At 52.3% G+C, this 25,427-nt stretch carries 23 protein-coding genes; 11 read left to right on the forward strand and 12 right to left on the reverse strand.

Annotated features, from left to right (window positions below; all coding sequences use genetic code 11):
* Positions 1-278: 278 nt before the first annotated feature.
* Positions 279-812, reverse strand: coding sequence for a hypothetical protein (locus QZJ86_RS14410; protein WP_301671119.1), 534 nt, complete (start codon positions 810-812; stop codon positions 279-281).
* Positions 813-1,081: 269 nt separating this feature from the next.
* Positions 1,082-1,453 carry a hypothetical protein gene (locus QZJ86_RS14415; RefSeq protein WP_301671120.1) on the reverse strand — a complete coding sequence of 124 codons (372 nt, stop codon included), beginning with the start codon at positions 1,451-1,453 and terminating at the stop codon, positions 1,082-1,084.
* Positions 1,454-1,825: 372 nt separating this feature from the next.
* Here QZJ86_RS14415 and QZJ86_RS14420 point away from each other — a divergent pair, with 372 nt between their 5' ends.
* The gene (locus tag QZJ86_RS14420) at positions 1,826-2,416 is read left to right on the forward strand and encodes a YcbK family protein (protein WP_301671121.1); all 591 of its coding nucleotides are present in this window, start codon (positions 1,826-1,828) and stop codon (positions 2,414-2,416) included.
* 12 nt (positions 2,417-2,428) lie between these two features.
* Here QZJ86_RS14420 and QZJ86_RS14425 read toward each other — a convergent pair whose 3' ends face one another.
* Positions 2,429-4,174 carry a L,D-transpeptidase family protein gene (locus tag QZJ86_RS14425; RefSeq protein ID WP_301671122.1) on the reverse strand — a complete coding sequence of 582 codons (1,746 nt, stop codon included), beginning with the start codon at positions 4,172-4,174 and terminating at the stop codon, positions 2,429-2,431.
* A gap of 319 nt (positions 4,175-4,493) precedes the next feature.
* On the opposite strand from QZJ86_RS14425, the gene QZJ86_RS14430 reads away from it, so the two are divergent.
* A complete protein-coding gene (locus QZJ86_RS14430) occupies positions 4,494-5,756 on the forward strand; it encodes a hypothetical protein (RefSeq protein ID WP_301671123.1) in 1,263 nt (420 codons plus the stop codon).
* An 8-nt stretch (positions 5,757-5,764) separates the two neighbouring features.
* On the opposite strand, the gene QZJ86_RS14435 is transcribed toward QZJ86_RS14430, so the two are convergent.
* Positions 5,765-6,277 carry an O-acetyl-ADP-ribose deacetylase gene (locus tag QZJ86_RS14435; RefSeq protein ID WP_301671124.1) on the reverse strand — a complete coding sequence of 171 codons (513 nt, stop codon included), beginning with the start codon at positions 6,275-6,277 and terminating at the stop codon, positions 5,765-5,767.
* 107 nt (positions 6,278-6,384) lie between these two features.
* Between QZJ86_RS14435 and QZJ86_RS14440 the strand changes: the two genes are divergently transcribed.
* The 3 genes from QZJ86_RS14440 to QZJ86_RS14450 are packed head-to-tail and all read left to right on the forward strand — an operon-like array spanning position 6,385 to position 7,318.
* Positions 6,385-6,600, forward strand: coding sequence for a DUF2905 domain-containing protein (locus QZJ86_RS14440; RefSeq protein WP_301671125.1), 216 nt, complete (start codon positions 6,385-6,387; stop codon positions 6,598-6,600).
* Positions 6,601-6,623: 23 nt separating this feature from the next.
* On the forward strand, positions 6,624-7,127 hold the full coding sequence (locus QZJ86_RS14445; protein ID WP_301671126.1) for a YqiA/YcfP family alpha/beta fold hydrolase: 504 nt from the start codon (positions 6,624-6,626) through the stop codon (positions 7,125-7,127).
* Between the two features lie 17 nt (positions 7,128-7,144).
* The gene (locus tag QZJ86_RS14450) at positions 7,145-7,318 is read left to right on the forward strand and encodes a rubredoxin (protein WP_301671127.1); all 174 of its coding nucleotides are present in this window, start codon (positions 7,145-7,147) and stop codon (positions 7,316-7,318) included.
* 20 nt (positions 7,319-7,338) lie between these two features.
* Here QZJ86_RS14450 and QZJ86_RS14455 read toward each other — a convergent pair whose 3' ends face one another.
* From QZJ86_RS14455 to QZJ86_RS14480, 6 genes are all read right to left on the reverse strand, one after another.
* Positions 7,339-7,701, reverse strand: coding sequence for a hypothetical protein (locus tag QZJ86_RS14455; RefSeq protein WP_301671128.1), 363 nt, complete (start codon positions 7,699-7,701; stop codon positions 7,339-7,341).
* A gap of 103 nt (positions 7,702-7,804) precedes the next feature.
* A complete protein-coding gene (gene hflC / locus QZJ86_RS14460) occupies positions 7,805-8,770 on the reverse strand; it encodes a protease modulator HflC (RefSeq protein ID WP_301671129.1) in 966 nt (321 codons plus the stop codon).
* Positions 8,767-9,744: an FtsH protease activity modulator HflK gene (gene hflK / locus QZJ86_RS14465; RefSeq protein WP_301671130.1), complete on the reverse strand. Its 978-nt coding sequence runs from the start codon at positions 9,742-9,744 to the stop codon at positions 8,767-8,769. The genes hflC and hflK overlap by 4 nt, the downstream gene beginning before the upstream one ends.
* Before the next feature lie 138 nt (positions 9,745-9,882).
* A complete protein-coding gene (locus QZJ86_RS14470) occupies positions 9,883-13,167 on the reverse strand; it encodes a bifunctional diguanylate cyclase/phosphodiesterase (RefSeq protein WP_301671131.1) in 3,285 nt (1,094 codons plus the stop codon).
* A 520-nt stretch (positions 13,168-13,687) separates the two neighbouring features.
* Positions 13,688-14,089, reverse strand: a complete 402-nt coding sequence (locus QZJ86_RS14475; protein WP_301671132.1) for a hypothetical protein — start codon at positions 14,087-14,089, stop codon at positions 13,688-13,690.
* 345 nt (positions 14,090-14,434) lie between these two features.
* Positions 14,435-16,027: an ABC-F family ATPase gene (locus tag QZJ86_RS14480; protein ID WP_301671133.1), complete on the reverse strand. Its 1,593-nt coding sequence runs from the start codon at positions 16,025-16,027 to the stop codon at positions 14,435-14,437.
* Between the two features lie 238 nt (positions 16,028-16,265).
* Here QZJ86_RS14480 and QZJ86_RS14485 point away from each other — a divergent pair, with 238 nt between their 5' ends.
* Positions 16,266-16,946, forward strand: coding sequence for a glutathione S-transferase (locus QZJ86_RS14485; protein WP_301671134.1), 681 nt, complete (start codon positions 16,266-16,268; stop codon positions 16,944-16,946).
* Between the two features lie 24 nt (positions 16,947-16,970).
* Positions 16,971-17,300: a hypothetical protein gene (locus QZJ86_RS14490; RefSeq protein ID WP_301671135.1), complete on the forward strand. Its 330-nt coding sequence runs from the start codon at positions 16,971-16,973 to the stop codon at positions 17,298-17,300.
* Between the two features lie 115 nt (positions 17,301-17,415).
* Here QZJ86_RS14490 and QZJ86_RS14495 read toward each other — a convergent pair whose 3' ends face one another.
* On the reverse strand, positions 17,416-17,577 hold the full coding sequence (locus tag QZJ86_RS14495; protein ID WP_301671136.1) for a hypothetical protein: 162 nt from the start codon (positions 17,575-17,577) through the stop codon (positions 17,416-17,418).
* A gap of 230 nt (positions 17,578-17,807) precedes the next feature.
* Here QZJ86_RS14495 and QZJ86_RS14500 point away from each other — a divergent pair, with 230 nt between their 5' ends.
* Together QZJ86_RS14500 and QZJ86_RS14505 are read left to right on the forward strand one after the other, a co-directional pair.
* Positions 17,808-18,092: a type II toxin-antitoxin system HicA family toxin gene (locus QZJ86_RS14500; protein ID WP_301671137.1), complete on the forward strand. Its 285-nt coding sequence runs from the start codon at positions 17,808-17,810 to the stop codon at positions 18,090-18,092.
* Between the two features lie 80 nt (positions 18,093-18,172).
* Positions 18,173-19,423, forward strand: a complete 1,251-nt coding sequence (locus QZJ86_RS14505) for a hypothetical protein (RefSeq protein WP_301671138.1) — start codon at positions 18,173-18,175, stop codon at positions 19,421-19,423.
* An 84-nt stretch (positions 19,424-19,507) separates the two neighbouring features.
* On the opposite strand, the gene QZJ86_RS14510 is transcribed toward QZJ86_RS14505, so the two are convergent.
* The gene (locus tag QZJ86_RS14510) at positions 19,508-20,551 is read right to left on the reverse strand and encodes a hypothetical protein (protein WP_301671139.1); all 1,044 of its coding nucleotides are present in this window, start codon (positions 20,549-20,551) and stop codon (positions 19,508-19,510) included.
* A gap of 722 nt (positions 20,552-21,273) precedes the next feature.
* Here QZJ86_RS14510 and QZJ86_RS14515 point away from each other — a divergent pair.
* Both QZJ86_RS14515 and QZJ86_RS14520 read left to right on the forward strand, forming a co-directional pair.
* Entirely contained in the window at positions 21,274-24,210 is a 2,937-nt protein-coding gene (locus QZJ86_RS14515) for a beta-propeller fold lactonase family protein (protein WP_301671140.1), read from the forward strand.
* A gap of 170 nt (positions 24,211-24,380) precedes the next feature.
* Complete coding sequence (locus QZJ86_RS14520; protein WP_301670534.1) at positions 24,381-25,328, forward strand: IS1595 family transposase; 948 nt, start codon at positions 24,381-24,383, stop codon at positions 25,326-25,328.
* The last annotated feature ends 99 nt before the right edge of the window (positions 25,329-25,427 follow it).

The raw sequence follows: 25,427 nt of genomic DNA on the forward strand, positions 1-25,427 counted from the left end.
AACCGAGCGGTTCTTGATTAGTAGATAGTAAGGATAGTCAAAAAACGGCTGACCAATTTTTAGCCAATTTAAGGCAAGTGCAAAGAAGACAGGTACTGGAAAGACTTGCCCACGACTTGATAACAAACTTATCCACAGCTTCTGTGTATAAAGTACTTTTCGGCAATGGCTACCAGGCGAAAATATCCGTCAAACATTAAAACTTAGCCGGCCCAAATTTCGCCCGACATTCCGGCAAGTCCTTGAAAATCGAGAAAATCCAATTCTCGGCGTACCGCCTATTCGTCGCGCAAGACGATGGGCATGATTTTTTGCTCGACGACTATCACCGCTTTGTTAAGCACCACGAAGTGTTTGTCTTCGACAAACTGTACCCCCAACATGTAAAAAATCGGCCCCCAGAACGGGTTGATCATCAATCCGCCCAAGATGCTTTTCCAGGTGCGTTTCAAGTTTTTCAGCGGATTGAAAGCCACCGCTAAAGTCTGCTGCGGATGCTCGGCAAACACGTCCGAGATGGGTTTCAATACCTGTTGCTCGCGACTTTCCAAGTCACCCATCGACACCGAAAGTTTACGAGCCATCTTGTAAAAATGCAGCCGCGCCACGCTTGCCGAAATGGCAAATGCGATCGCCATCAAGGGCAGCAGAATACTGGGCGGCAATAAGGGCGCGAAGGCCGGCGCCAGCAACACTAATCCATAACCCAGCATGATGGTATCTTCGCCGCGCTCGACGTCGCGATCAAGATTTTTAACTATGGAGAGCACCTGATTGCCGGATTGATCCAAATAACCTTTGTCTTGAGCCATGGCAGCCTCCTTCAGGTCGAATTTGCAGGGGCTTGATTAAATGCCCGTCAGTATAAAAAGTCAACAGCCGGGTCGGTGGCGTTTGCCGCGTCAAACCCTGCCGGTGTTTGGCAGGTCGGAAAGATAAAATTGCTATGACAGCCTCAACTATCGCAACGACAAAATCGCTTAATCGCTAATATGCTGCGCTGCCCAGGCTAGCGTCCGGACTGTTTGTTGGGCTGGATAGTCGGGTACTGATCATGTCCTCTATATCTCGATACCCTTTACTAATGCATCTCGCCGCTTTCTGCCTTGATTTCCGCAATCAAATCGCCAAGGTTCTCGCGCTGCCGCAGCACGAAATTTTTGCTTTCCACGGCGGTTTTATTACCCAGCACGATGATTTCCTTACGATATTTGTGCGTCAGATAGCCGGTAACCAAGCCTGTCGAAAACAAGGCCAAGGGATGACTGACCAGTGCACGGGTGATACTTTTGCTGGCATGGGTCACCCCGGAAATGATGAAGCCCATCACTACACCCTTGACTAGAATTTCGCCGTTGCTGGCGGGCGCCATCCTGGCGGGCTTTGCTTTATGTTTTGCCGATTTTTTGGTTTTTGCGCCAGTCGTGTCGTTTGCTAATTTCGATTGAGTCATAAATCACCCCGAATTGGAGAGTTGGCGATGTGTTTATTGGCCCCAAGCGAAAGCCGGAACCAATCCGTCCCTGACCAGAATACCAGCATTCAAACACTTAATTCACGCTATGCAAGGGCATTCCGGTGAAATGGGTGATCTATGACGGAATTGACATTTGCGACACCGGTTTAAAGAGCAATAGCGACGCATCATTCCTGTCTACCGAGACCTTATCCGGTAAGGTTTGCTATGTTTTCCGGCACAAAACTCAGTTGGGATGATCGTTTTACTGGTAAAATTCTTGTCATAAATATCGATTAACCAGGCTGTTGGCACTTGATTTGTCAGCCGAGACGCGATTTTTAGCGTCGCTAAACTGAGGAATTATTCATGTTGCAACGTATATTAGAAAGCCACGTCGGTGATGATAGCGATATCCTGCTATCCAGACGCCGATTTATCAGACATTTGGCCTGCGGCACGCTACTGACACTGGGATCACCCAGCATCGTGCATGCGGCGCGCGGTAAATTTCCCTCGCATAAATCCCTGGCGTTCCAAAATACCCATACCGGCGACAAATTAAAACTGACTTATTTTGAAAAAGGCCGTTATATCCAAGGTGCACTGCGGGAAATCAATTTTGTATTGCGTGATTTTCGTACCGGCGATGTGTATCCGATCGACATCGAGTTGCTAGACCAGTTGCATGATTTGAAGCTGGCTTTGGGCATCAATCGACCGTTCCATATCATTTCCGGCTATCGCTCGCCTTATACCAACGCCCAACTGCACGATCAAAGTGCCGGCGTTGCCAATAACAGCTTGCATATGCAAGGCAGAGCGATCGATATTCGTCTGGAAGGCTTCGATACCCGCCGCATCCGCAATGCCGCGTTGGTCATGCGCCGTGGTGGCGTCGGTTATTACGCGGAGTCCGATTTCGTTCATCTCGATACCGGCAAATTTCGGACTTGGTAAAGTGGGGCCTGGCTAACCGCTGACCGTAGCGTTCCTACGCATCAACGGCTGCTTATAGCTCAATCCTGGCGACTTGTTCAGAACTTTTTGCAGCAACATATCATGGCCGTAAATATCCGGATAAAAGCGCGGCTTGTTATCCTGATCCACAAAAGCCGTGGTATAGAAGAACAATACCGGTATCGACCGTTTCAGACTAACCCGCTGAGTTTTGGTGGCGGTCATTGCCTCTCGAATGGCTTGTAGATCCCAGCCCTCTTGACCGTCGAGTACAAATTCCGCCAGCTTTTCCGCGTCCGCCACCCGCACGCAACCGTGGCTGAGATCTCGACGATCCCGGTTAAAGGCAGTTTTGGATGGGGTATCGTGTAAATAGACATCGGCCTTATTCGGAAAAATAAACTTCACTCGCCCCAAAGGATTTTTTTTGCCTGGCCGTTGCCTGGCACGCACCCGTCCGCTCTTCAGGCCATCGACGACATTATCCAGATACTCTCCACCGTTATCGGCGAAGCGTTCCACCAGTTCGATATCCTGAGCGACCAGATAAGCATAATCGGTCGCCAGTTTTGGCAAAATCTCCTTGTCCATGATGCTTTTCGGGATATTCCAATACGGCATGAACTCCAGATATTTCATGTCCTCCCATAACATGGGCGTCTGATTGGCCTCGGCTTTGCCGACGATGACTTTCATATTCAGCGGATTTTGGTCCTCTGCGGAATTGAAGGCCCACAACTGAAATGCCGGAATGTTGACGATAATCCGCGGTCCGTCCGGCAGATCAGGCAGCCAGCGCAAACGTTCCATCGCTAATTCGATCAGGGCGATTTTCTCCGCAAGCGGCTGGTTCAACACCATGACAGTTTGTTTGCCGACGATCCCATCGGCCTTCAAGCCTTGCCCTTGCTGCAGACGCTGAATGGCCGCTATCGACGCCGGATCGTACAGGCTATCGGACTCGCTCATCCCGGCCAGGTCTGCCTCGCTGAGTTCGCCCAAATTACGCAAACGCTGGCGCAACAAGGGCAACTGTGGATCATGGGCACCAGGGCGTAGCGATTTCTCGAACGCCAGTTCCACACTGACTGCCGTCAGGTCTAGTTTGCGATAGTCTGCCAGCACCTGTTTTAATTGCCGGTATTGCGCGAGTTTCGGCGCAAGCGCCAATGGCAATTCGGCAAGACTTTGTTGCTGAAGATGCAACGCCAACAGCGCAACAATATCGATAGCCGACTTGGTGCCAAACTGCACTGGATAATTAAGATCGCGCGGGTCAATCCGACCGACATGCAAATCGTGGAGATAATGCAGTAATGCTATGGATAGTGCCACATCGTAAGAGGCCAATTCGGTCACCGCGCTTTGCGGCAGCGACTCGGCATGCTGTAAATAACCGCGCATCCGTTCGGCATCATAATCGACAGGGTTCAAACCGTCGTCTGCGGCATTACTTAAAATGTTCAGCGCATCGCCCCGGTTTTTGAAAGGTCTATCCTCACCCAGCCAAATCAGCTGGTTGGCATTCATCAAATATAACTGCGTCAATGCTTCGCTGTGCTTGGAAAAATCGGGCTGCAGCAATAGCGGATGCTGTTTGCTTGCCAACAGCGATTGAATCGCCTGGTTGACGCTAAGTTCCGGAATATCCGTGCTGGCCGGCTGCGAAAAAAAATACAGCAACACCAAAACCGGTAATAAATACGGCATGGATTTAGCCATTTTTTTAAGATAATGGGCGGTTGCGTACTGATTCATGATTCGACAAGTCGGATGCTGACAATGGATGATCGCGATGTTGGCAAAATAAGTTGTTAAGTGGGCATCGTATAAAAGTTGGGATTGAGCATTTGCCAGTGTTTATCGGCAGACAAGGCAAACTATTGAATGCTCTAACATTCTCTCACACAAAATTCAAATCAAGCCCAACCTACAAAATAAGATACTCGCACCCATCGCCAAGCCAATATTTTTAGCTTTTCAGCGATTTAGAAACGATGACAACGCGTTAAAATAGTTTCCCCAGCCGATCCAGGTTTAACCTCCCTCTATGAACCCCAGCCTTAAAAAGCCATCCATGCCCAACGCCGCACAGCTCAACAACGACTGCCGCTGCACGTCCCTGAACCGCAAAGCCTTGCGCGCGGAGCTTGCCAAACTGGATGACGATGATGCGCTATACCGGATGTTAACGGCGGAGCGACCGAATTTGTTTGCGGAGTCGGCGGTGTTTATCAGCCAGGATTGCCTGGAACGGCAATTAGAGCTTATCGCCGCACTGGAACGAGTCATCGCGCTGCCGGCTTATCAGCAGCAAGTACTGAAACATGCACCGGATACCGCTCTTTATTCAGCCAAAAATTATGGAGTGTTTGTCGGCTATGACTTTCATCTGAGCGCCGACGGCCCAAAACTGATCGAAATCAATTCCAATGCCGGCGGCCCGCTGATTAATGCCGTATTGATTCGCGCGCAAAACCATTGTTGTGAAATAGTCGACAACCGGCAGCCGGGCAAACTTAATCTGCCCTGGCAAGGTACTCGCCAAGCCGAAACCTTATTCGTGGAGATGTTTTACCAGGAATGGCAGACCGAACGCGATTTGGCGCCGTTGCTCAGCATCGCCATCGTCGATGACGATCCGCAAAATCAATACATGTGGCCGGAATTTCTGCTGTTTAAACACCTGTTCGAACAACATCAAATCGAAACGGTCATCTGCGACCCGACTGAGCTTAACTATCGCGACGGCGCGCTGTGGCACGGCGACCTAAAAATCGACCTGGCTTACAACCGTTTGACGGATTTTGGCTTGGAATCTGAAAACTGCCTAGCCTTGCGCGAGGCTTATCTGGCCAATGCGGTAGTGTTGACCCCGCATCCGCGGAATCACGCACTGTATGCCGACAAAAGAAACCTGGCCTGGCTAAGCAACGACGAATTTCTGCAGGCCATCGGTGTCGACGACAATACCCGCGCGATATTGCGGGAAGGTGTTGCGCATACCGTATTAGTCGATGCCCAGGACGCCGAATGGTTTTGGTCGAACCGCAAACAACTGTTTTTCAAACCGGCCAAGGGTTACGGCAGCAAGGCGGCCTATCGCGGCGATAAACTGACCCGCCGGGTGTTCGAGGATATTCTACAACACGATTATGTCGCGCAAACCTTGGTCAAGCCTAGCGAGCGGCATCTGGACGCCGGCGAGTTAAAACTGGATCTGCGCCACTATGTTTATCAAGGCCAAACCCAATTGATCTGCGCCCGCCTCTATCAAGGCCAAACCACCAACTTCCGCACGCCGGGCGGCGGCTTCGCCCAAGTCGTCGTGATTCCGTGAACCGCGCATCAACGCTTGGCCAATAATGACCGATATGCCGCAAGCGCCTGTTCGGAAAAACAGCAGAAAATCACTTCCAGCCGTCCATCGTATCCGCTTAAGAACGCACTAACCGTATCCACCGCAATCTCGGCGGCCTCGGCCAACGGATAGCCATAGATGCCGGTGCTGATGCACGGAAAAGCCACACTATTCAATCGATGCGCGGCGGCCAGACCCAGCGAATTTTGGTAACAAGCCGCCAGCAATGCGGCTTCGTTGTCTCGCCCGCCCCGCCATACCGGCCCTACCGTATGAATGATGTATTTGGCCGGCAAATCGTGGCCTTGAGTGAGCTTGGCCTGCCCTGTCTGACAACCGCCCAATAAGCGGCATTCGGCCAGCAATGCCGGCCCAGCCTTGCGGTGAATCGCGCCATCCACGCCACCGCCGCCCAGTAGCGAGGCATTGGCGGCGTTGACGATGGCGTCGAGCGCTAATTCGGTAATATCGGCCTGGATCGCCGAAATCGAATGAGTCATAAAGTCCACCTTGAACGGGCTAGAGCGAGCGGTTTGATTTTAATCGCATATCGAAAAACATCGGATAGCCGTAAAATAGCCATTCTCCTAGGCTCGCAGGATATGACATGGAACCCAGCAAAGCACTGATCGGTATCGGCGCAGTGATCCTGTTGATCGGCTTGGTGTTGAACTACGCACCGTGGCTGATCAATTGGTTCGGCAAGCTGCCGGGCGATATGCGGATTCAGAACAAAAACAGCTTCGTGTTTATCCCGATCACCTCGATGATTGTGGTCAGCGTGTTGATCACGCTGCTGGCTAATTTATTTTTCCGAAAGTAAGCTTTCAAAGTGAGACTGAGATCATGACCAAACTGGTGATATATAACCACGGCAAAGACAGCATTCCTTGGGGCGAAAAACCCTTGGCTCTAGCCGAAGTCGCTAAACGCCAAGGCTTTGAATTCATCAGCCCGGATTACCAGGCTAGCAACGATCCGGATTGGCGGGTGCAACAGTTATTGGCTTTGGATGTAACGGGATATGACACGATAGTCTTGGTGGGTTCCAGTATGGGGGCTTATGTTTCGACGGTCGCCGCCGAGATCATCAAGCCGCGCGGGCTGTTTCTGATTGCCCCGGCCTTTTATTTGCCGGGTTACGCCCGAACCGAATTCAGCCCATCGACCGCCAATATCGAGGTGTTTCATGGTTGGCAAGACGATGTGGTGCAGCCGGAAAACGCCTGGCGCTTCTGCCGTGAGCATCGCGCTCGTCTGCATATGTTCGACGCCGACCACCGCTTATTGAGCATATTGCCGCAGATGGTGACGGCTTTCGAACGATTTCTCGGCGATTGCGCCGGCTAGTATTAGGAGAAAATCCGATGAGCGATTACCAGAAATACCACTGCCAGGAATGCGAACACATTTACGACGAAGCCGAGGGCGACCCGGACAGCGGCATCGCGCCCGGCACCCGCTGGGCAGACATCCCGGACGATTGGGATTGTCCGATCTGCGGCGCGCCGAAAAGCTTTTTCAAGCTGCTGGAATATTGAGCGGCACCGAAAAAACGCCATTAGTACATGCCGTTGCCCAACCAGGCACCGGCCGCCGCGCCGATACCGGCCGCCACCGGGTCGCCGCCGCCGAATTGGTAACCCATCGCACTACCGACCATGCCACCCAACATGCCTTGCGGCGAACGTTGGTCGTAGCCGTAATAACGCGGTGGCGGCGGAGGCGGTGCGTAATAACGCGGAGCCGGTACATACTCGACGACCGGGGCTGGTTGGTAATAAATCACCTCTTCCCGATACATCGGCCGATGATGACCATGATGGTGATGACCGTGGTGCTCACCCCAATGGTCGTGATGGTCCGCCAAGGCAGCCGACGAAAACAATAAACCCAAAGCGATTAATTTCGATCTTTTCAACATCGCAAACCTCCTGTTAGAAAATTATTTGCTTGGGATAAATTGTGCTGTAGGCAACTTAATTTTTGCTTAACGAATATCAACCGCAGATTCCGGATCGAGTTCCTTAACGATTCTTCTGCTCCACTCGCTTCAACAGCTCGAACAAATCGCTGTTGGTGGACAGCACGATAGTGGCATCGCCGTCGATCACCTTGCGGTAAGTTTCCATACTCTTCAAAAACTTATAAAACTCGGCAGACTCGGGTTTTTGCCCATAAGCCTTGGCGTAAATTTCGGTAGCCTTGGCATCCGCCTCGCCCTGAATTTCCTGGACTCGTTTGTAGGCGGTGGATTCGATTTCGTTGAGATCGCGCTCCTTGTTACCGTTGATCCGCGCCGCCTCGCCCTCGCCTTCCGAACGGAAGCGCTGGGCAATCTGCAAACGCTCGCTAATCATGCGCTGATGGATTCGTTCCAATACCTGATGGTTGTAATTGATGCGTTTGAAGCGCACATCCAGCAATTCCACGCCAAACTCGGCTAGTTTTGGCGCGGCCGCGTCGAACACATCTTTTTCAATCGCGGCCCGGCCGACCCGGATTGGCCGCAATACGCCTATCGTGCCCTCTCCCGCCAACGGCCCCAGACTGTCGTCCTGCAAGGGTTTTCGGTCCTTATCCGAACGTACTACTTCGATTAGCTCGTGGCGAGCGATTGCGGTGCGGGTTTCGCTGCCTAAAATATCTTCCAAACGCGATTGCGCGCTACGTTCGTCACGCAAGCGCAAATAATATTGCATCGGATCGGTAATTCGCCAACGGGCAAAAGTATCGACTTGCACATAGGTTTTATCCTTGGTTGACATCTCCACCATCGGCCCATCCCAGGCCAGATAGCGTTTGTCGAAGCTATTGATTTGCTGGGTAAACGGAATTTTGAAATGCAGACCGGGGCTGGTGATCGGCTCGCCGACCGGCTTGCCGAATTGGGTGATGATGACTTGTTCGGTTTGCTTGACGGTAAAGACCGATTGCAGCAGCAAAAATGCTACGACCACGACCAACAACCAAGCTCTTATGGATAAACTCATGGCGCCACCCCCGCTGCTGGGCTTGGAAACGGCAGCATCGGCAAAATCTGCTGCACGCTATCGTCGACGATAATCTGCTGGCGGGCTTGCGGCAATACGTCGCCCATGGTTTCCAGATAAATCCGCGCGCGAGTCACCTCCGGGGCTTTCAAATATTGCTCCAACACCTGATTGAAGGCCGTCACATCGCCCTCCGCTTCGTTAATCCGCTTGAACCGATAACCTTCGGCGGCGCGGATTTTCTGATCGGCTTCGCCGCGCGCCCGAGGCACGGCTTTGTTGTATTCGCCGTTAGCCAAATTGATTACATTTTCGCGGTCCTGCTGGGCCCGATTCACTTCGTTGAAAGAGGGTTGCACCGGCTCGGGCGGATTGACGTTTTTCAACTGCACCTGATTGATAGACACGCCGAGCTGATAGCGTTCCGCCAACACCCGCGCGCGCGCCAAAACCGTTTCCTCGATTTCTTGTCGGCCGATGGTGATGATTTCATCGACGGTGCGATCGCCGACCACTTCCCGCATCACCGCTTCGGAAATATCCCGCAAGGTCACACCAGGATCGCGGACATCAAACAGATATTTCTCGGGGTCGGTGATCCGGTATTGCACGATCCACTCCACCAACGCCGAATTCAGATCGCCGGTCACCATCGATTTTTCCAGGGCCGGTTCGTCGCCGATTTGATCGATATTGGTGAAACCGGGCGTTACAAAACCGAACTCCAGTTTCTGCTGGCGCTGAGTCGGCACGGTAATCACGCTATCGACGCCGAACGGCAACTTGGCGTGCAGGCCGGACGGGACTTTCTCGATATATTTGCCAAAGCGCAATACGATGCCTTCCGACTCGGCCGGGATGGTATAAAACGACATCGTCGCCCCGACCAATACCAGGATGATGGCTGCTATCGCCAGCGGCGAGATCGGCAACGATTCGGGCAAGCGCTCGAAGATGGGCCTGGGATCATTCATAGACAAACTCCGGTTAAATGGCGGACCAGTATGAAACCGCACGCGGCATACGCTCTAAACGAACGCGCCGACCTCATCGTCAATCAGGTCCAGCATGAACTTAGCCATCGACCGCGTCAATGGCTATCGGCCATAACACTACGATAGCGGCGACTCGTGAATAGGCAATCCTTCGATACCGGCACTGGACGGCGTCAAGAACATTTCAAACTGCGCGCTCGGCACCGGCTTGCCAAACAGGTAACCTTGCATCTCGTCACAGCCCTGTTCGCGCAAGAAATCTTGTTGCTCGGCGGTTTCCACGCCTTCGGCGATGGTACGCAAACCCAGGCTGCCGGCTAAACCGATCACGGCGGCCACGATAGCCTTGTCTTCCGCATCGGTGCAGATGTCGCGCACAAAGGATTGATCGATTTTAAGTTTATAAACTTTAAATTTCTTCAGGTAATTCAACGAAGAATAGCCCGTGCCGAAATCGTCGATGGACATCCGAATACCCAACTGATGCAGATTGTTCATCACGGCAATAGCACCTTCCGGATCTTGCATTGCTACGCCCTCGGTTAACTCCAATTCCAGATATTCGGGTGGTACGCCCTCTTCATCAAGCACACGTGTAATTAAATCCGGCAGCGAGGGATGGCCGAATTGTACCGCCGACAGATTAACCGCCATAATCAATGGCTCGAAACCGCGGTCCATCCAGTTTTTGGCTTGCCGCACCGCGGTTCTCAATACCCATTCGCCGATCGGCAGAATTAATCCGCTTTCCTCGGCGACCGGGATAAATTCCCCAGGCGACACCAGACCAAGCTCCGGATGCCGCCAACGTAACAAAGCCTCAGCGCCTATTACTTGCCCACTTTGCATCGCTATTTGGGGCTGGTAAAACAAAAATAATTGATCACGATCTATTGCCTGACGTAGAGCATTGACTAACTGCAAATTACGGGCCGAACGGGCATGCATTTCCGGGGCAAAGAAACGATAGCCATGCCGACCTGCTAATTTGGCGCGATACATCGCGGTATCGGCGCTTTTGGAAAGGGTTTCCAGATCTTCACCATCCTCGGGATAGAGAGCGATGCCGATAGAGGCGGTTAAGGTTAAATCGTAATTCTCTATCCGATAAGGTTCGGCGATGGTATCCAACAATTTTTGAGCGACATAAGCGGCGCCCTGGGCATTGGTACCGGGCAGCAAGAAAATGAATTCGTCGCCACCCAAGCGCGTCAAAGTGTCTTCGTCGCGCAACACTAAACGCAAGCGCTTGGCCAACTCCACCAGCAAGGCATCGCCGACGCTATGACCCAGCGTATCGTTAATGTCCTTGAAGTGGTCCAAATCCAGAAACATCAGCGTCAAGTGGCCATTACTGCGCTTCGCCAAACTGAGCGCATATTTGAGGTGGTCGTTCAATTGACCGCGATTCGGCAAGCCCGTCAGCGGGTCGTAATTAGCCAAATGATAAATATGCTCCTCGGCCTGTTTGCGCTCGATTGCCAAGGCAACTAGATGGGCCGCCATTTCCAGCAAACGCAGGGCGTACATATCGGGCGAAGACGGTTGGCGCTGATATATGGCGAATGTACCGAGTATTGTCCCGTCAGCCGCGCGTATCGGTTCCGACCAACAGGCACTCAATCCAGCTTGTTCGGCAAGCAACTTATAGGATTCCCAGTAAGGATGCTGCGCTATATTGTCGACGATGGTTCGTTTACCGGTAAAAGCGGTATTGCCACAGGAACCCACGCCAGCACCAATTCGCGCGCCGTCAATTGCCCGATTGTAAAAATCCGGCAAACTGGGCGCCGCACCCAGCCGCAAATGTTCGCCGGCAGCATCCAATAGCAATATGGAACAGAGGCTGCCTACCAGAATAACCTCGAGTTCTTCCACCACCTCTTCCAGAATCTTCATCAACGGCATACTGCCGTTGATGCGCTCGAGCATAAACATCCGAAAGCTTTCCGTTTGTTGCGCCTGGAGACGTTCCTGCTCTCGTTCGAATCCCTTCAAGGCATGGTCGATATCCATCGCCATTTCCACCAGCAAATTTCGTGCAGCTTCGTCGAACGCGTCAACTATCGAGGCGTAAAGCGTGAAAGACCCCACCGGAACGCCGTTTCGATGTAAAGGCAACGAGGCGGACGCTTTCCAGCCGAATTTTGCGCCGCGTTCACGCCAAGCTTCGGTGCTGGAGTCATGTTGAAAATCCTGGCACCAGAAAGCTCTGTCTTCGCGTACCGCAGTGCCGGTCGGCCCGCGTCCAATAGGCAGATTTTCATCTACCGATATTTGAATACCGTCCAGATATTCCGTGCCATAGCCGTAAAAAGCCACTGGTTTGATCGATCGGCTGGATTCGTCCAACATCCCTATCCAAGCCATTTTCATCCCGCCGAAAATCACGGCATCGAGGCAGATTTGTGGAAACAACTCTGCTTCGTTATTACAGCGGACGATGGCCTGATTGCATTGGCTCAAGGCCGCATAGAGCTGAGTCAGTCGTCGGTTTTTCGCTTCCGCATCCCGATGCTCGGCATCGAGTCGGGCCAGGTTTAGCCGTGTTTCCGACAGCCAAGCCATAACGCTGTTTTCCGATCCTTTACCGACCGGCATCTTCTCGGAAAAATCTCCGCTACCAAGACGCGCTATATGACTATGCAGATCATCCACTGACGCGCCCAAGGTCGTGTGCAGGGCCCGGTAAGCTCGGCGCAGCATCAATAACAACATCGCGCCAAACGCAACGAATAGCCCCCGCAACCACCCAGCAACATTTTCTTTCGCATGCACGGCCCTCAGTGTGCGGCTATCCACCATTTGATAGGCTTCGCTGATTGGCCCCATGATCTTTGCTTTAGCCCGATGGTAGCTCTGGTCCTGCAACAACATGTTGGCCTTGGCGCGTGCATCCTCTGTAGGCGCGCCGGATTCAACCAATGCCATCGCCTGATATTCGGTGCCGGTCAATGCATCGGAATTAGCCTTGGCCTCCGCCATTTTCGCGAATTCTTGCTCGGTAAATTCCGATCTCCGCATCAACTCCAGCAACGCTACGATCTGTCCGCTATCCGGACGCGGCGGTAGTCCGTCCGCCAACACGAGATCCCAGTATATGTCGTGGTAATCGATAGGCCGCGGTTTCTTGCCATCGCGTATATCAAGAATGTTCTGAAAGTATTGTTTATAGACTGGGTCGCCGGTGACAACATAGCTGCGCACCATCAACGAGAGATCCTCCGACGATTGGCGTAATTCGTCGATCAATAGATGCGATTGCAACCGCAATTCGTTAGCACGATCTATCTGCTTTTCCGCACGGACATAAACGATAAACACGATCGCGAATACGACAAACGTAACCGCCGTCAACCAAAGGCTGCGAGAAATCCGGGAAAAATGATGAGGACACTTCATGATGCATTTTCCGTTATTCAGTGTCGCAATTGACATAGTTTTAGTTTTCGCCGGTGTTATCCATTAAAAACCCGATAAGGGGCACGGTAATATTTCATACCGAACAGCATACTGCAATTTTAAATGGGTAGATTATTCCATTAAATACACTGCGTTGCGCTTCGCTATCGCGATATTCGAGCGGCGGTAAGCTAACGGATGCCTACGGCGTGAATATTCCGATACTGAAATGGCTAAACGCTGGACATTTATCATCGCCCCGAACTTAATAATCGCCGAATCAAGCGCGATGTCGCCCCGACCCCGGACAACCAGCAAATGACAGAAATGCCGAAAAACTGGCATGCAATGCCTCAATCGTCAACAAGCAATAAGTTATCCACAAATTTTGTGGATAACTGTGTGACCATGCCGTGACAAGCAAGGTTAAGTCATTGGTTTATTTACGCTATTTCGAGTCGACTAAAAATGATGCAATCGCAGCGAGCTCTCGGCGGCTATTCGTCTGCCAAACCGAATGTTATTGAATTCTGATCAGATAACCTTCGGTTTTTTCGCAAGTGGGTTTGCTATGCGCCGTCACGCTTAATCGGATAAAACCATGCTCGATAGGCCTATCCATCTTACCTTTGATTTCCAGTCGGCCGCTTTTTTGCGGGGTAATTTGCAGCTCTTTCGAAGTGAAATGATATTTGGTCTCGCCGGCGCTAACATTGATCACAATCGAAGTGGGCGTAGTATTGGCGGAAGCGACCAATGAAAATTCAGTAAAAGATTGCAGGTATTTATTGGGCGCCGGTTGAAACTCCGAAAACATCGGTTTCTCGCAGTGATGCGAGCTTTGGTCGCTGCCGTAAGCGTGTGCCGCATTGACGCTTAAACTCAATATTGTGGCGGCGGTGATTCGAAATAGCGTGGTCATGACGGTCTCCGTGGACGGTATTTAGGATTTAATGGGGGTAGCTTACCAACAAATCGGGGATTTGCTGGTAAATGGATGAACTCAATCATTGACGATAGCTTGGCGTTTGCTCAGGACTCGTTTCGAATCGTCTTGGAAATGGCTCGAGGGGAGCTCTAAAAAAATAGAAAAATCACTTTCTCCCTCCGTACTCACAAGCGCATAAAGGAGAAGGTTGGGATGAGGGGATTAAATCAGTCACTTACACCCTACCCCCTCTCCCCGAGGGAGAGGGCGTTTTTAGATGACAGACGCTGCTAATATGCCTAGCGCCAAATCTTGCTCAAACGGATAAGGGACATCCGATTAAGCAATGTCCTGACTGTTCAAATAATCCTCGTAATTACCGCTGAAATCGACGATGCCGTTCGGGGTTAATTCGATGATCCGGGTGGCCAGCGATGAAACGAACTCGCGGTCGTGGCTGACGAAAATCAGCGTGCCGGGATAGCTTTCCAACGCCGCATTCAGCGATTCTATCGATTCCATATCCAAATGGTTGGTTGGTTCGTCCATCACCATCACATTGTTTTTTTGCAGAATCAATTTGCCGAACAACATCCGGCCTTGCTCGCCGCCGGAAATCACTTTCACGGATTTATTGATCTCGTCCTGCGAAAATAATAAACGCCCCAGCGTGCCGCGGATGGTCTGATCGTCGTCCGACTCCTTGCGCCACTGGCCCATCCAGTTAATCAGCGACATATCCTCGGCAAAATCCTCGGCATGGTCCTGCGCGAAATAGCCGACTTCGGCATTTTCCGACCATTTCACTTCGCCGCTGTCCGGCGTCAAATCGCCGACCAAGGTTTTCAATAAGGTGGATTTACCGATACCGTTGGGGCCGATCACCGCTACCCGCTCGCCGACCGCGATCATCATGTTCAAATTCTTGAACAGAGGCTCCGCGCCATAACCCTTGGCTAAATCCTTGGCTTCCAAGGCCAGGCGATACAGTTTTTTGGTTTGGTCGAAACGGATGAACGGATTGACCCGGCTAGACGGTTTGATTTCGTCGAGTTTGATTTTCTCCAATTGCCTCGCCCGCGAAGTGGCTTGCTTGGCCTTGGAAGCATTGGCCGAGAAACGCGCCACGAAGGTTTGTAACTCGGCAATCTGAGCTTTTTTCTTGGCGTTGCCGGCCACTAATTGCTCGCGGACTTGGGTCACGGCGGTCATGTAATCGTCGTAATTGCCCGGATACACCCGCAGTTCGCCGTAATCCAGATCGGCCATATGCGTACAGACGCTATTCAGAAAATGCCGATCATGCGAGATGATGATCATCGTCGAATTGCGCTCGTTTAGCACGTTTTCCAGCCAGCGGATGGTGTTGATATCCAGGTTGTTGGTCGGCTCGTCCAGCAGCATGATGTCCGGGTTGGCAAACAAGGCTTGCGCCAGCAAGACCCGCAATTTCCAGCCCGGCGCCACCGCGCTCATCGGACCGTTATGTTGATCCAAAGGAATGTCCAAACCCAACAATAATTCGCCGGCCCGGGCTTCGGCGGTATAACCATCATATTCCGCAAACACCGATTCCAACTCGGCGGCACGCATATAATCGTCTTCGCTAGCTTCCAGATTGGCGTAAATGGCGTCGCGTTCCGACATGGCCGCCCACATCTCGGCGTGTCCCATCATCACCACATCCAGCACCCGTTGCTCTTCGTAAGCGAATTGATTCTGGCGCAAGATACCCAGGCGCTCGTTGGCGTCGATGCTGACGTTGCCCGCGGAGGGTTCCAGGTCGCCGCTGAGGATTTTCATAAAGGTCGACTTGCCGCAGCCGTTGGCGCCGATCAGGCCGTAACGGTTGCCGTTGCCGAACTTGACGGAAACGTTTTCAAACAAGGGCTTGGCCCCGAATTGCATGGTGATATTAGCGGTAGAAATCAAGAGAGTGTCCGAAGAGGTAAGAGTAAAAAGAGCGTAGTCACGCACCTAGGCAGGTGACTAATTAAAATTAGGCGGAAACATTAAATCAGCTATTTTATCAGACTTTAATGAACGATCATTTACAGTAATGTCTGACTGTTGAGTAAGGTCGTCATGCTGCCGGTCTGGCAACGCGACGGTTTTAAATGTTAAAAAGGCGGCCTTCAAAACCGTATCGGCTAATTAGCCAGCAATTTGCATGATCGAATCGATTCCCGTAGCTGAACCGCTTTACCCGATTTTTTACAGTTTCCGCCGCTGTCCTTATGCACTGCGAGCGCGACTGGCGATCGCCGTCGCCGAGCTGACTGTCGCAATCCGGGAAATCGAATTGCGCAACAAACCGCCGGCGATGCTAGCGATTTCGCCGAAAGGCACTGTACCGGTGCTGTGGCTGCCCGATGGCCAGGTGATCGAGCAAAGCCTGGATATTATGCGGTGGGCCTTGGCGCAACGCGATCCGCAAGATTGGCTTGCCGGCCTATCGTTGGCGGATGCGCAGGCATTGATCGAATGGAACGACGGCGAATTCAAATCGCATCTGGACCGTTACAAATACCCGGACCGCTATCCCGAGTACCCGCAAGCCGAGTACCGCCGGCAAGGCGAATTATTTTTAGCGGCGTTGGAAAAGCGTTTGCATCGAACCCGGTTTTTGTGCAGCGAACGTTTCGGATTGGCCGATGCCGCCATTCTGCCTTTCGTTCGCCAGTTTGCCGCGGTCGATAGCACTTGGTTCGAAAGCTCGCCCTACCCTGCCTTGAGACGATGGCTGGACAGTTTTTTAAGCTCCGCGTTGTTTGACGCGGTGATGCACAAATATCAGCCTTGGCAAGCGAACGATCCGGTATTGCTATTCGGCGGCCAGGTGCTTGCCTGACCAACATTTTGACAGGAGCCAAACATGTTAAAAATTTACAAAAAAGTCATCCGTATCGATACGTCCAGACCAGATCCTCGCCTTGAGCCCTTGGCACAAGTCGGTAGTGGGTCCGTACCCAGCAAACTCACCAATCTATTGACGCTTCCGGCCATGATCGCCGGCGCCGTGGTCGGCGTCCTGGCTTTTTCGGCGCTTTTTGCCTTACTGTTAATTCCAGTTGCCATAGTCGGCATCAAAGCCTGGTGGATGCTGCGAAAACTCAAAAACGCACCGGTCGACGATCAAAGCCTGGATGCCGAATACACGGTAATCTCGGACACCTCAAAAAAATCAAACTCGGACTCAGCATGACGCGTGACCAAAAACCACTCCAGGCACCGGTACAAAAAAAGCCCCTATCCTGGTCTGGAATAGGGGCTGTGCAGCATGCAAAGCATTTACAACGAGGGGAGGTACTACGAAAAACTTAAATCCTGACTTGTTTTGCGACGTCGAGATTGCTCGATAAAGAAGCCGCGCCGAACAACATAGTCGAAATAACGAACTGACCTGACACGAAGCTAAAGATGCCGGTGGCAAAGAAAAGTCCGGTCACAATGTCTCTATACAGACTGTTTGACTTATTCATTTTTCCGCCTTGACTGTTTTCAGTCGATTAATGAAGACGATTCAACTATAAACCTTTACAAATTATTTACAATAAGGCGTTTAATGCATTGTTTGTTTCGTTTTAAGAAACAAATATATAATTTTGCACTACCCTCTCCCGCTCCCGCCAAATAAATCGTCTTTAGTCTTGTTGAATGCCATGACCTTTCGGGCGTAAGCTGTCGGAGTATCGTTACGGAGGATGCCGCCATGAGTCACCATTCAAATTTGCTGCGCGCCATATTTCAGGATCCCGTCAGCGGCAACATTCACTGGCGTGAAATCGAATCGCTGCTGCACCACCTCGGCGCCGATATTCAGCCCAGTCATGGCGCCCGTTTTCACGTCGTGTTGAATCAAGTCGAGGGCTTTTTGCATCACCCCCACCACAGCGGTATATGCAATAAGCAAGAGATCAAACATCTGCGCGAATATCTGGCCAGGGCCGGCATCAGCCCGGCGTTGTACGAAGAACAAAGAAACAAGCCATCCTAGTCGAACGCTAAATCCGCCCACCCATTCAAGCAAATAGAACTACTATTGCCGGTCATCTAAACCGATCCGGAAATTTACCGATGAAATCGATTGCAAAATGGCTGCTGCCGGTTTTGCTATTGCCGCTGCTGCTGTTTGCGCTGGCGCTGAGCCTGGCGCTGGAAGATACGCCAAAACTGCGGACGACGGCCGACTTAGCCCCCGAGCAGATCGCCCGCGGCAAACAGATTTTTAAACAAAACGACCCGCGCCGCCTAAAATCCGGTTCCATTGCTAAAGTCGCTTTAAACCAGGAAGACCTGGACCTGGCGATCAACTATCTGGCCAATCAATACGCCGGCGGCGTGGCAAGCTTGCGGATCGATAGCGATAAAGCGCGTATCGAAGCCACGCTGCGGCTACCTGCCAATCCATTTGGCCAATTTCTGAACCTATCACTCGGACTCAAGCAAACACCCCAATTACCGAGCATCGACCAGCTCAAACTGGGCAAATTATGGATTCCCGGCATGCTCGCCGAACCGCTCATCCGTTACGGCATCACGGCTTTACAACCCGAGGCGGACAGACAAACATTCGCCAACCTCGTTAAACATGTCAATTTCCAACCCCGACGGATGATCGTCACCTATCGCTGGCGAGACGATTTGCCTGGCAAATTGCGCGGCGTTTTACTCTCGACCGACGATCAAAAGCGCATCGAAGCCTATCAACGCCGCTTGGCCGAGTTAAACCTGGACAACCGCAACCCCAGCCTGACTACGCTCAGCAAACCGTTATTTAAATTGGCGCAGGAAAGGAGCGCCAGCGGCGATCCCATCGCGGAAAACCGCGCGCTGATCTTGGTTCTAACCTTTTATGCCAATAAAACCGCGCTGCCCCAAATCGTGCCGCAATCCAGTCTCTGGCCGCGGCCGCTTTGGCGCACGGTCACGCTAAACGGCCGCGATGACCTGGCCAAACACTATCTGGTATCGGCGATGTTGGCGGCCTACTCGGGCACGCCGTTGGCCGATGCGGTGGGCTTGTTCAAGGAAATCGAAGATTCGCGCGGCGGCAGCGGCTTTTCGTTTAACGACATTGCCGCCGACCGCGCCGGTACCCGGCTGGGTGAACAAGCCGTCGCCAATGCATCGCGGGCGCAGACTATTCAAACCCTGCTGGCAACGGCGGATGAAAAACAAATGATGCCGGCCACCGCCGATTTACCCGAGTTTCTGCCGGAAGACGAGTTTATCCGCCGTTTCGGCGGTATCGAAGGCGAGGCGTATCGGCAAATGATGCAAGATATCGAACGGCGCATCGCCGCATTGCCGGTTTATCGAGACTGATTGATCTGGAATAGAATTGGGGTATTAACAAGTTAGCCGCGAAATGCTCGCGGCTAACTCAATTCACGGCAATCGGACAGCGGATTATTGAGCGCGATTTTTCTCGACAATCTGTTCTTCGAATGAAAACACATTGGGATCGTGTCTGTCGATAGTGGCTTTTATCCAATGTGCATTAGGATTGCCGAAGGTTTCGACACGGGTAAAGTTATGCAATCTTGGATCGCTGGAATCCCAAGGCATAATGAAGGGAAAATCGGTGTCTTTAACTTGTGAAGGCAATGCCGAAGGCAGCGGCTTGTCGATACGGAAATAGTGACTATCGCCGTTGACCAGAACAACCGGTTTTCCGAAAGCTTTGGTTTCTGCCGTCAACGCCACGATGAGATCTTCGTAGCCGGTCAGATTGGCGGCCGGAATAAAATCCCAGATGTTGGCCTGGATGACCAACATGACACCCGCGGCATGTTGTTCTGCGGCCAATGCAAAGGACTCTTGCAGCCATTGCAGATTGGCGGCATTGCGCTGTGCATATTCCTGTTTAGCCTCTTCCTTAAAATCGGCTCGAGTCGTTAAACCGTTGTTGCTGCCCGGCACATGCAAGCCCACAAACAAGACACCACCGTAGTTCCAGCGGATATTCTCCGGAAATTCGGGGCTTTGCCGATCCAGCGGCAGGCGTTTTTCTCCCATACTGTTAGCCTGATCGTACGGTGAAAACAGGCTACGCAAATAGCTCAAGCGCTCGAAAGGGTTATAGCCGCCAGCCGCCGCTCTATGGCAGTCTGTCCATTCGTTATCGCCGAAGACGTAGAAAAACGGATGTTTCGAATCGTTAAACTGTTTCAAGCGCAATTGGTAAAGCTCGTCCTTACAGGGGACGCTACCACCTTTGAAATCGCCGTCATGCGCGATAAAAGCGAGGTTGGCTTGATCGAGATCATCCATCAAATTTACAAATTCAGGCTCTTGCTGGTCGGAATAAGGTAAATCGCCAATCAATGCGATTGAAAATTTGGCAGAATGAGGATTTTCTCTAGATATGAACTGGTCTTTTGAATCGGCCATCGCACAATTCATGACGCTGGACAACAATATGCAATAGCTAAATGCTTTTATGGTATTCATAGCCTTCTCTGGAAACGGGTAATTAACAGTCGCCGTTTTCTATCAAGCGTCACGGCGAGTTGGTCGGACTATTGACGGTTTTGTCACTCCAAAACAGCTCGCCAAGACCTTGCTGTAAGGTAAAGGCCTTAGATGTCAGTTTTATGAAGAAGGGTTAACAATAGGGGACTTCTAAACATTCCCTCTCCCTCCGGAGGCTGTCTTAAAAGTCAAATGTAGGTTGGACAGAGCAGAGCGAAACCCAACAAAATCAAAATGTTGGGCTCCATTGTATTCAGCCCGATCTACCTTTTGCGAGCTTAACCAGCCACTGGTCACAGAAACAGGCGCCCGTCGCAGAGATTCGCAGCGTTGAATATGCTTGACGACGAAATTGACTGGGATTAGCCGTCAACCGCATACTTTGCAGACTCAAACCCTACCGAAAAACTGTGACGCAATTTGAAAAATAGACTATAAATAACGCAGGTATATTGTCGTTGCAGGGGCTTTATGGTTGAGGTGAAAGGCAATAGTACCTGACCTATAAAAACCAGTTTCAAACACCCGCCCCTCAACATTTACCGCTAGACTGTTACAGGCAACGCCATTCTAACGAATGGGACGCCAGGAACGGTTAAAGCAAAAGTATCTTCAGCTTAGTAAACAACTCAAAAGGCGTTTTTTCCACTAATTTAAGTCGATCAGCATCGATTGATCGGGAGAGAATTATGTGTAGTGTTATGTTCCTTCCAAAATTCCGCGCCTGGGCATTAGCCTTGGTGACCCTCACTGGCCTCACCGTTGCCTCACCCGCACTATCAAAATCATCGTTTACCTTATTTGAAAGCGGCCAGGTTCGACCGCTGGCCCGATCGCCAGACGGTAGGCATCTGTTCGCCGTCAACACACCTGACAACAGACTCGAAATATTCAAAATCCGCCGGGATGGCCTGAAGCACCTCGGTTCGGTTCCAGTGGGCCTAGAGCCGGTCGCCGTTGCAGCACGCTCCGCTACGGAAATATGGGTGGTCAATCACCTCTCGGACAGCGTCAGCATCGTCGATGTAAGTCCGGGGCATATCCCCCGCGTCGTGCGCACCCTGCTGGTCGGCGACGAGCCGCGCGACATCGTTTTTGCCGGACCGGATAGAAAACGTGCGTTTATCACGACGGCCCACCGCGGCCAAAATACCGGGCGCGATCCGCAACTCACCGATCCCGGTGTAGGCCGCGCCGATGTCTGGGTTTTCGATGCCGATCATTTGGGCACCTCACTCGAAGGTGACGAACTGACAGTTGTCACCCTCTTCGCCGATACGCCCAGGGCTCTGGCCATCACGCCCGACGGCAAAAAGGTGTATGCGGCGGGCTTCCAAACCGGTAACCGCACGACGACGATCAACGAATTCAAAGTGCGCGAGGGAACCAAGCCATTGAATCCCACGGCCACGCGCGTCTATCCCGGCCCACAGTCCGGCTTAGCGGACGGCGGACCGCTGGTCAATTACGCCGGTATTCCGCAACCCACCGTGGGTTTGATCGTTAAGTACGAACTCAGATCGCAAGTCGATCCAAATCAAGCGCATTGGTACGACGAACTTAACCAGACTTGGGACGATATGGTGCCGTTCACGCTGCCAGACCAGGATGTGTTTACGATCGACGCCATGGCCAATCCGCCGGTGGCCGTCCCCGGCGGTACGTATAGCGGCGTCGGCACCGTGCTGTTCAACATGATCGTCAATCCAAGCAATGGCCGCGTCTACGTGAGCAATACCGAGGCACAGAACCAGAACCGCTTCGAGGGCACCGGCGCATTTTCCGGCGGCAATACGGTGCGCGGACATTTGCACGAAAGCCACATCACCGTACTGGACAATACCGGTGGCGTCATCCCCCGGCACCTGAACAAACACATTGATTACAGCCAATGTTGCGCGCCGATTCCCAACCCTGAAAACAGCACCAGTGTGGCGTTTCCTCAAGATATGGCCATCACGAGCAACGGTTCCGATCTGTATGTGGCGATGTTCGGCACCAGCGAAATAGGCTTTTACAAGACGGCGCAATTGGAAACTGATAGCTTCGTCCCCAGCACCGCCAACCAGATTCCGGTCTCAGGCGGTGGCCCCAGCGGTCTCGTGCTCGACGAAGACAAGGACCGGCTCTATGTGCTGACCCGCTTCGATAATTCCATTTCGGTGATCGATACCAAGCGCCGCACCGAAATCGGCCATGTCGGCATGCATAACCCGGAGCCAAAGCAGATCATCGAAGGGCGACGCTTTCTCTATGACGCATCCTTCAGTTCCAGTCACGGCGATTCGGCCTGCGCCAGTTGCCATACCTTCGGTGATTTCGACAGTCTGGCCTGGGATCTGGGCGATCCCGACACCGACCAAGCCGATAACACCGGCCCGTTCCGGGTCGGCGAAGGCATCGGCTTTTTCCTGGGCCGCGGCGGCGCTGAGAACCCGCACTTCCGCCCAATGAAAGGTCCGATGACCACCCAAAGCCTGCGCGGCATGGATAATCACGGCTCTATGCACTGGCGCGGCGACCGCACCGGCGGCAATGATGCCAACCAACCACCGATCAATTCCGGCGAAAACCAACAGCCAAACGGCGGTTCGTTCGACGAGGACCTGGCCTTCCGCAAGTTCAATGTGGCCTTTGCCGGCTTGAACGGACGTCACGAGATTCTCGCCGACGAGGACATGCAGAAGTTTACCGACTTCATACTGCAAATTGCCTATCCGCCCAATCCAATTCGCAACCTGGACAACTCGTTGACAGAGCAACAACAACGGGGACGGGAATTCTACTGCGGCGCAGACCCTACGTCGTGCACCAGCGGCGGCAAATCCGACACCTTTCACGCCTGCAACGGCTGCCACGTGCTGGACAAGGAAGGCAATGCCGAGTTCTCGGAAGTCAAACACCCAGGTTTCTTCGGTTCCGACGGTCAATTTTCCTTCGAAGGCAATTCGCAGTTCTTCAAAGTCCCGCATCTGCGAAACCTATACCAGAAAGTCGGCATGTTCGGCATGGCTCCTAATCCACCGTTTCCTTCGGCGATTGCCCCTCCCGGCAGCCTGGTCTTTTTCCCATTGGCTAATACGCCGCTTCCCGCCGATAAAACGCAGCAAGTGCGCGGCTTTGGTTTCCTGCATGACGGCAGTGTAGACACGGTTTTCCGCTTCGTCAGCGGTTCGGTGTTCTTGCAACGCCCGCCCAATGCGTTTTTTGGCGGTCCGGGTACACCGCCCGAATTGCTGGATCCGGATACGGGTAAAGATCCCGGCAACTTGGGCGGACTTCCTAACCCCTTGATACCCGGCCAAGACCAAGTAACGCTTCGTCGCGACCTCGAGGCCTTTCTGCTGGCTTTTGACAGTAATCTTGCCCCTATCGTGGGCCAGCAAACCACGCTCAGCAAACTAAACGGTGACGAAGTCGGGGCGCGCATCGATCTCATGATGGAAAGAGCCGATGCGCATGAGTGCGATCTGGTGGCACAAAACCGCTTTGGCGAGTTTCGCTATCGCGGAAACGGCAAATTCAAAAATACCCAATATAAATACCTTCCGCTCATCACCGATGCGATCCTCCGCCACACAGCCCTGCTGCGTGATGGGGAAGTCACTTATACCTGCCTGCCTCCCGGTTCCGGCTAACGGATCGGTACTCGCAGAGAAGTTAACGACTGGGCGATAAAAATGGATTAACATTTTCGAGAAAAGCACTATCGAACAGTTATAAAATTTCCTGATTACCCACGACCCTCAGCAACTTACGAGCATCCTGCTAGTCCAATGAAAGCTATGAACTGACAGGAGATCGTGGCATGAAAAAGAATCCGATCCAATTTCAAAAAGGCTTTAGCCTGACGGATTTCATGAATCGCTACGGTACTGAAAGCCAGTGTGCCGCAGGGCTATTTCAGGCGCGATGGCCATCCGGGTTTCAATGCCCAGGCTGCGGTCGCCGCCGCTATAGCGTGATCAAGACTCGCAATTTGTATCAGTGCACGACGTGCCATCACCAAACCTCGTTGATCAGCGGTACGCTGTTCGAACAAACCAAGTTGCCGCTCACCGTGTGGTTTCTGGCGATTCATCTGCTGACTCAAGCCAAAACCAGTTTGTCGGCTTTAGCCTTGAAGCGGCAAATCGGCGTTTCCTACAACACCGCCTGGAGCCTCAAGCACAAGATCATGCAGGCAATGAAAGAGCGCGATGATCGCAAACCGCTGACCGGCATTATTCAACTCGATGACGTTTACTGGGGCGGCGAGCATCGGGGTGGCAAACGCGGGCGAGGTTCGGAAAACAAGACGCCTTTTGTCGCGGCGGTGGCGCTGAACAAGGAACACCATCCTATCGCGATGAACTTGAATGTCGTCAAAGGCTTCCGCAACAGCGAAATCAAGCGCTGGGCCGGCCATCATCTTCAGCCGGGTAGTCTGGTGTACTCGGACGGCTTAGCTTGCTTTTCCGCCGTGCTCGATCACGGTTGTCACCATTACTCCATTGTCACCGGCGGTGGTCCTGACAGCGTGACGAAAGAAGAATTCGCCTGGGTCAATACCATGATCGGTAACGTGAAGCGCGCCATCAATGGCACTTACCATGCCATTCAGTCCAAACATTTACCCCGCTATCTGGCCGAGTTTTGTTATCGTTTTAATCGCAGATTCGATCTGCAAACCATAATGCCGCGGTTTCTCATCGCTGCGGCTAATTCTCCACCCATGCCGGGCCGTTTGCTCAAATTAGCTGAGGCTTATGGGTAATCAGGTAAAATTTTGTCCATGATGAATATGGCGGCAATCACTGCCGCCATTTTTTTTGAATAATCCCGCTGACTGACTGGTTAGGCAATGAGCTTCAAT

The sequence above is a fragment of the Methylomonas montana genome (assembly GCF_030490285.1).
Lineage (GTDB): Bacteria > Pseudomonadota > Gammaproteobacteria > Methylococcales > Methylomonadaceae > Methylomonas > Methylomonas montana.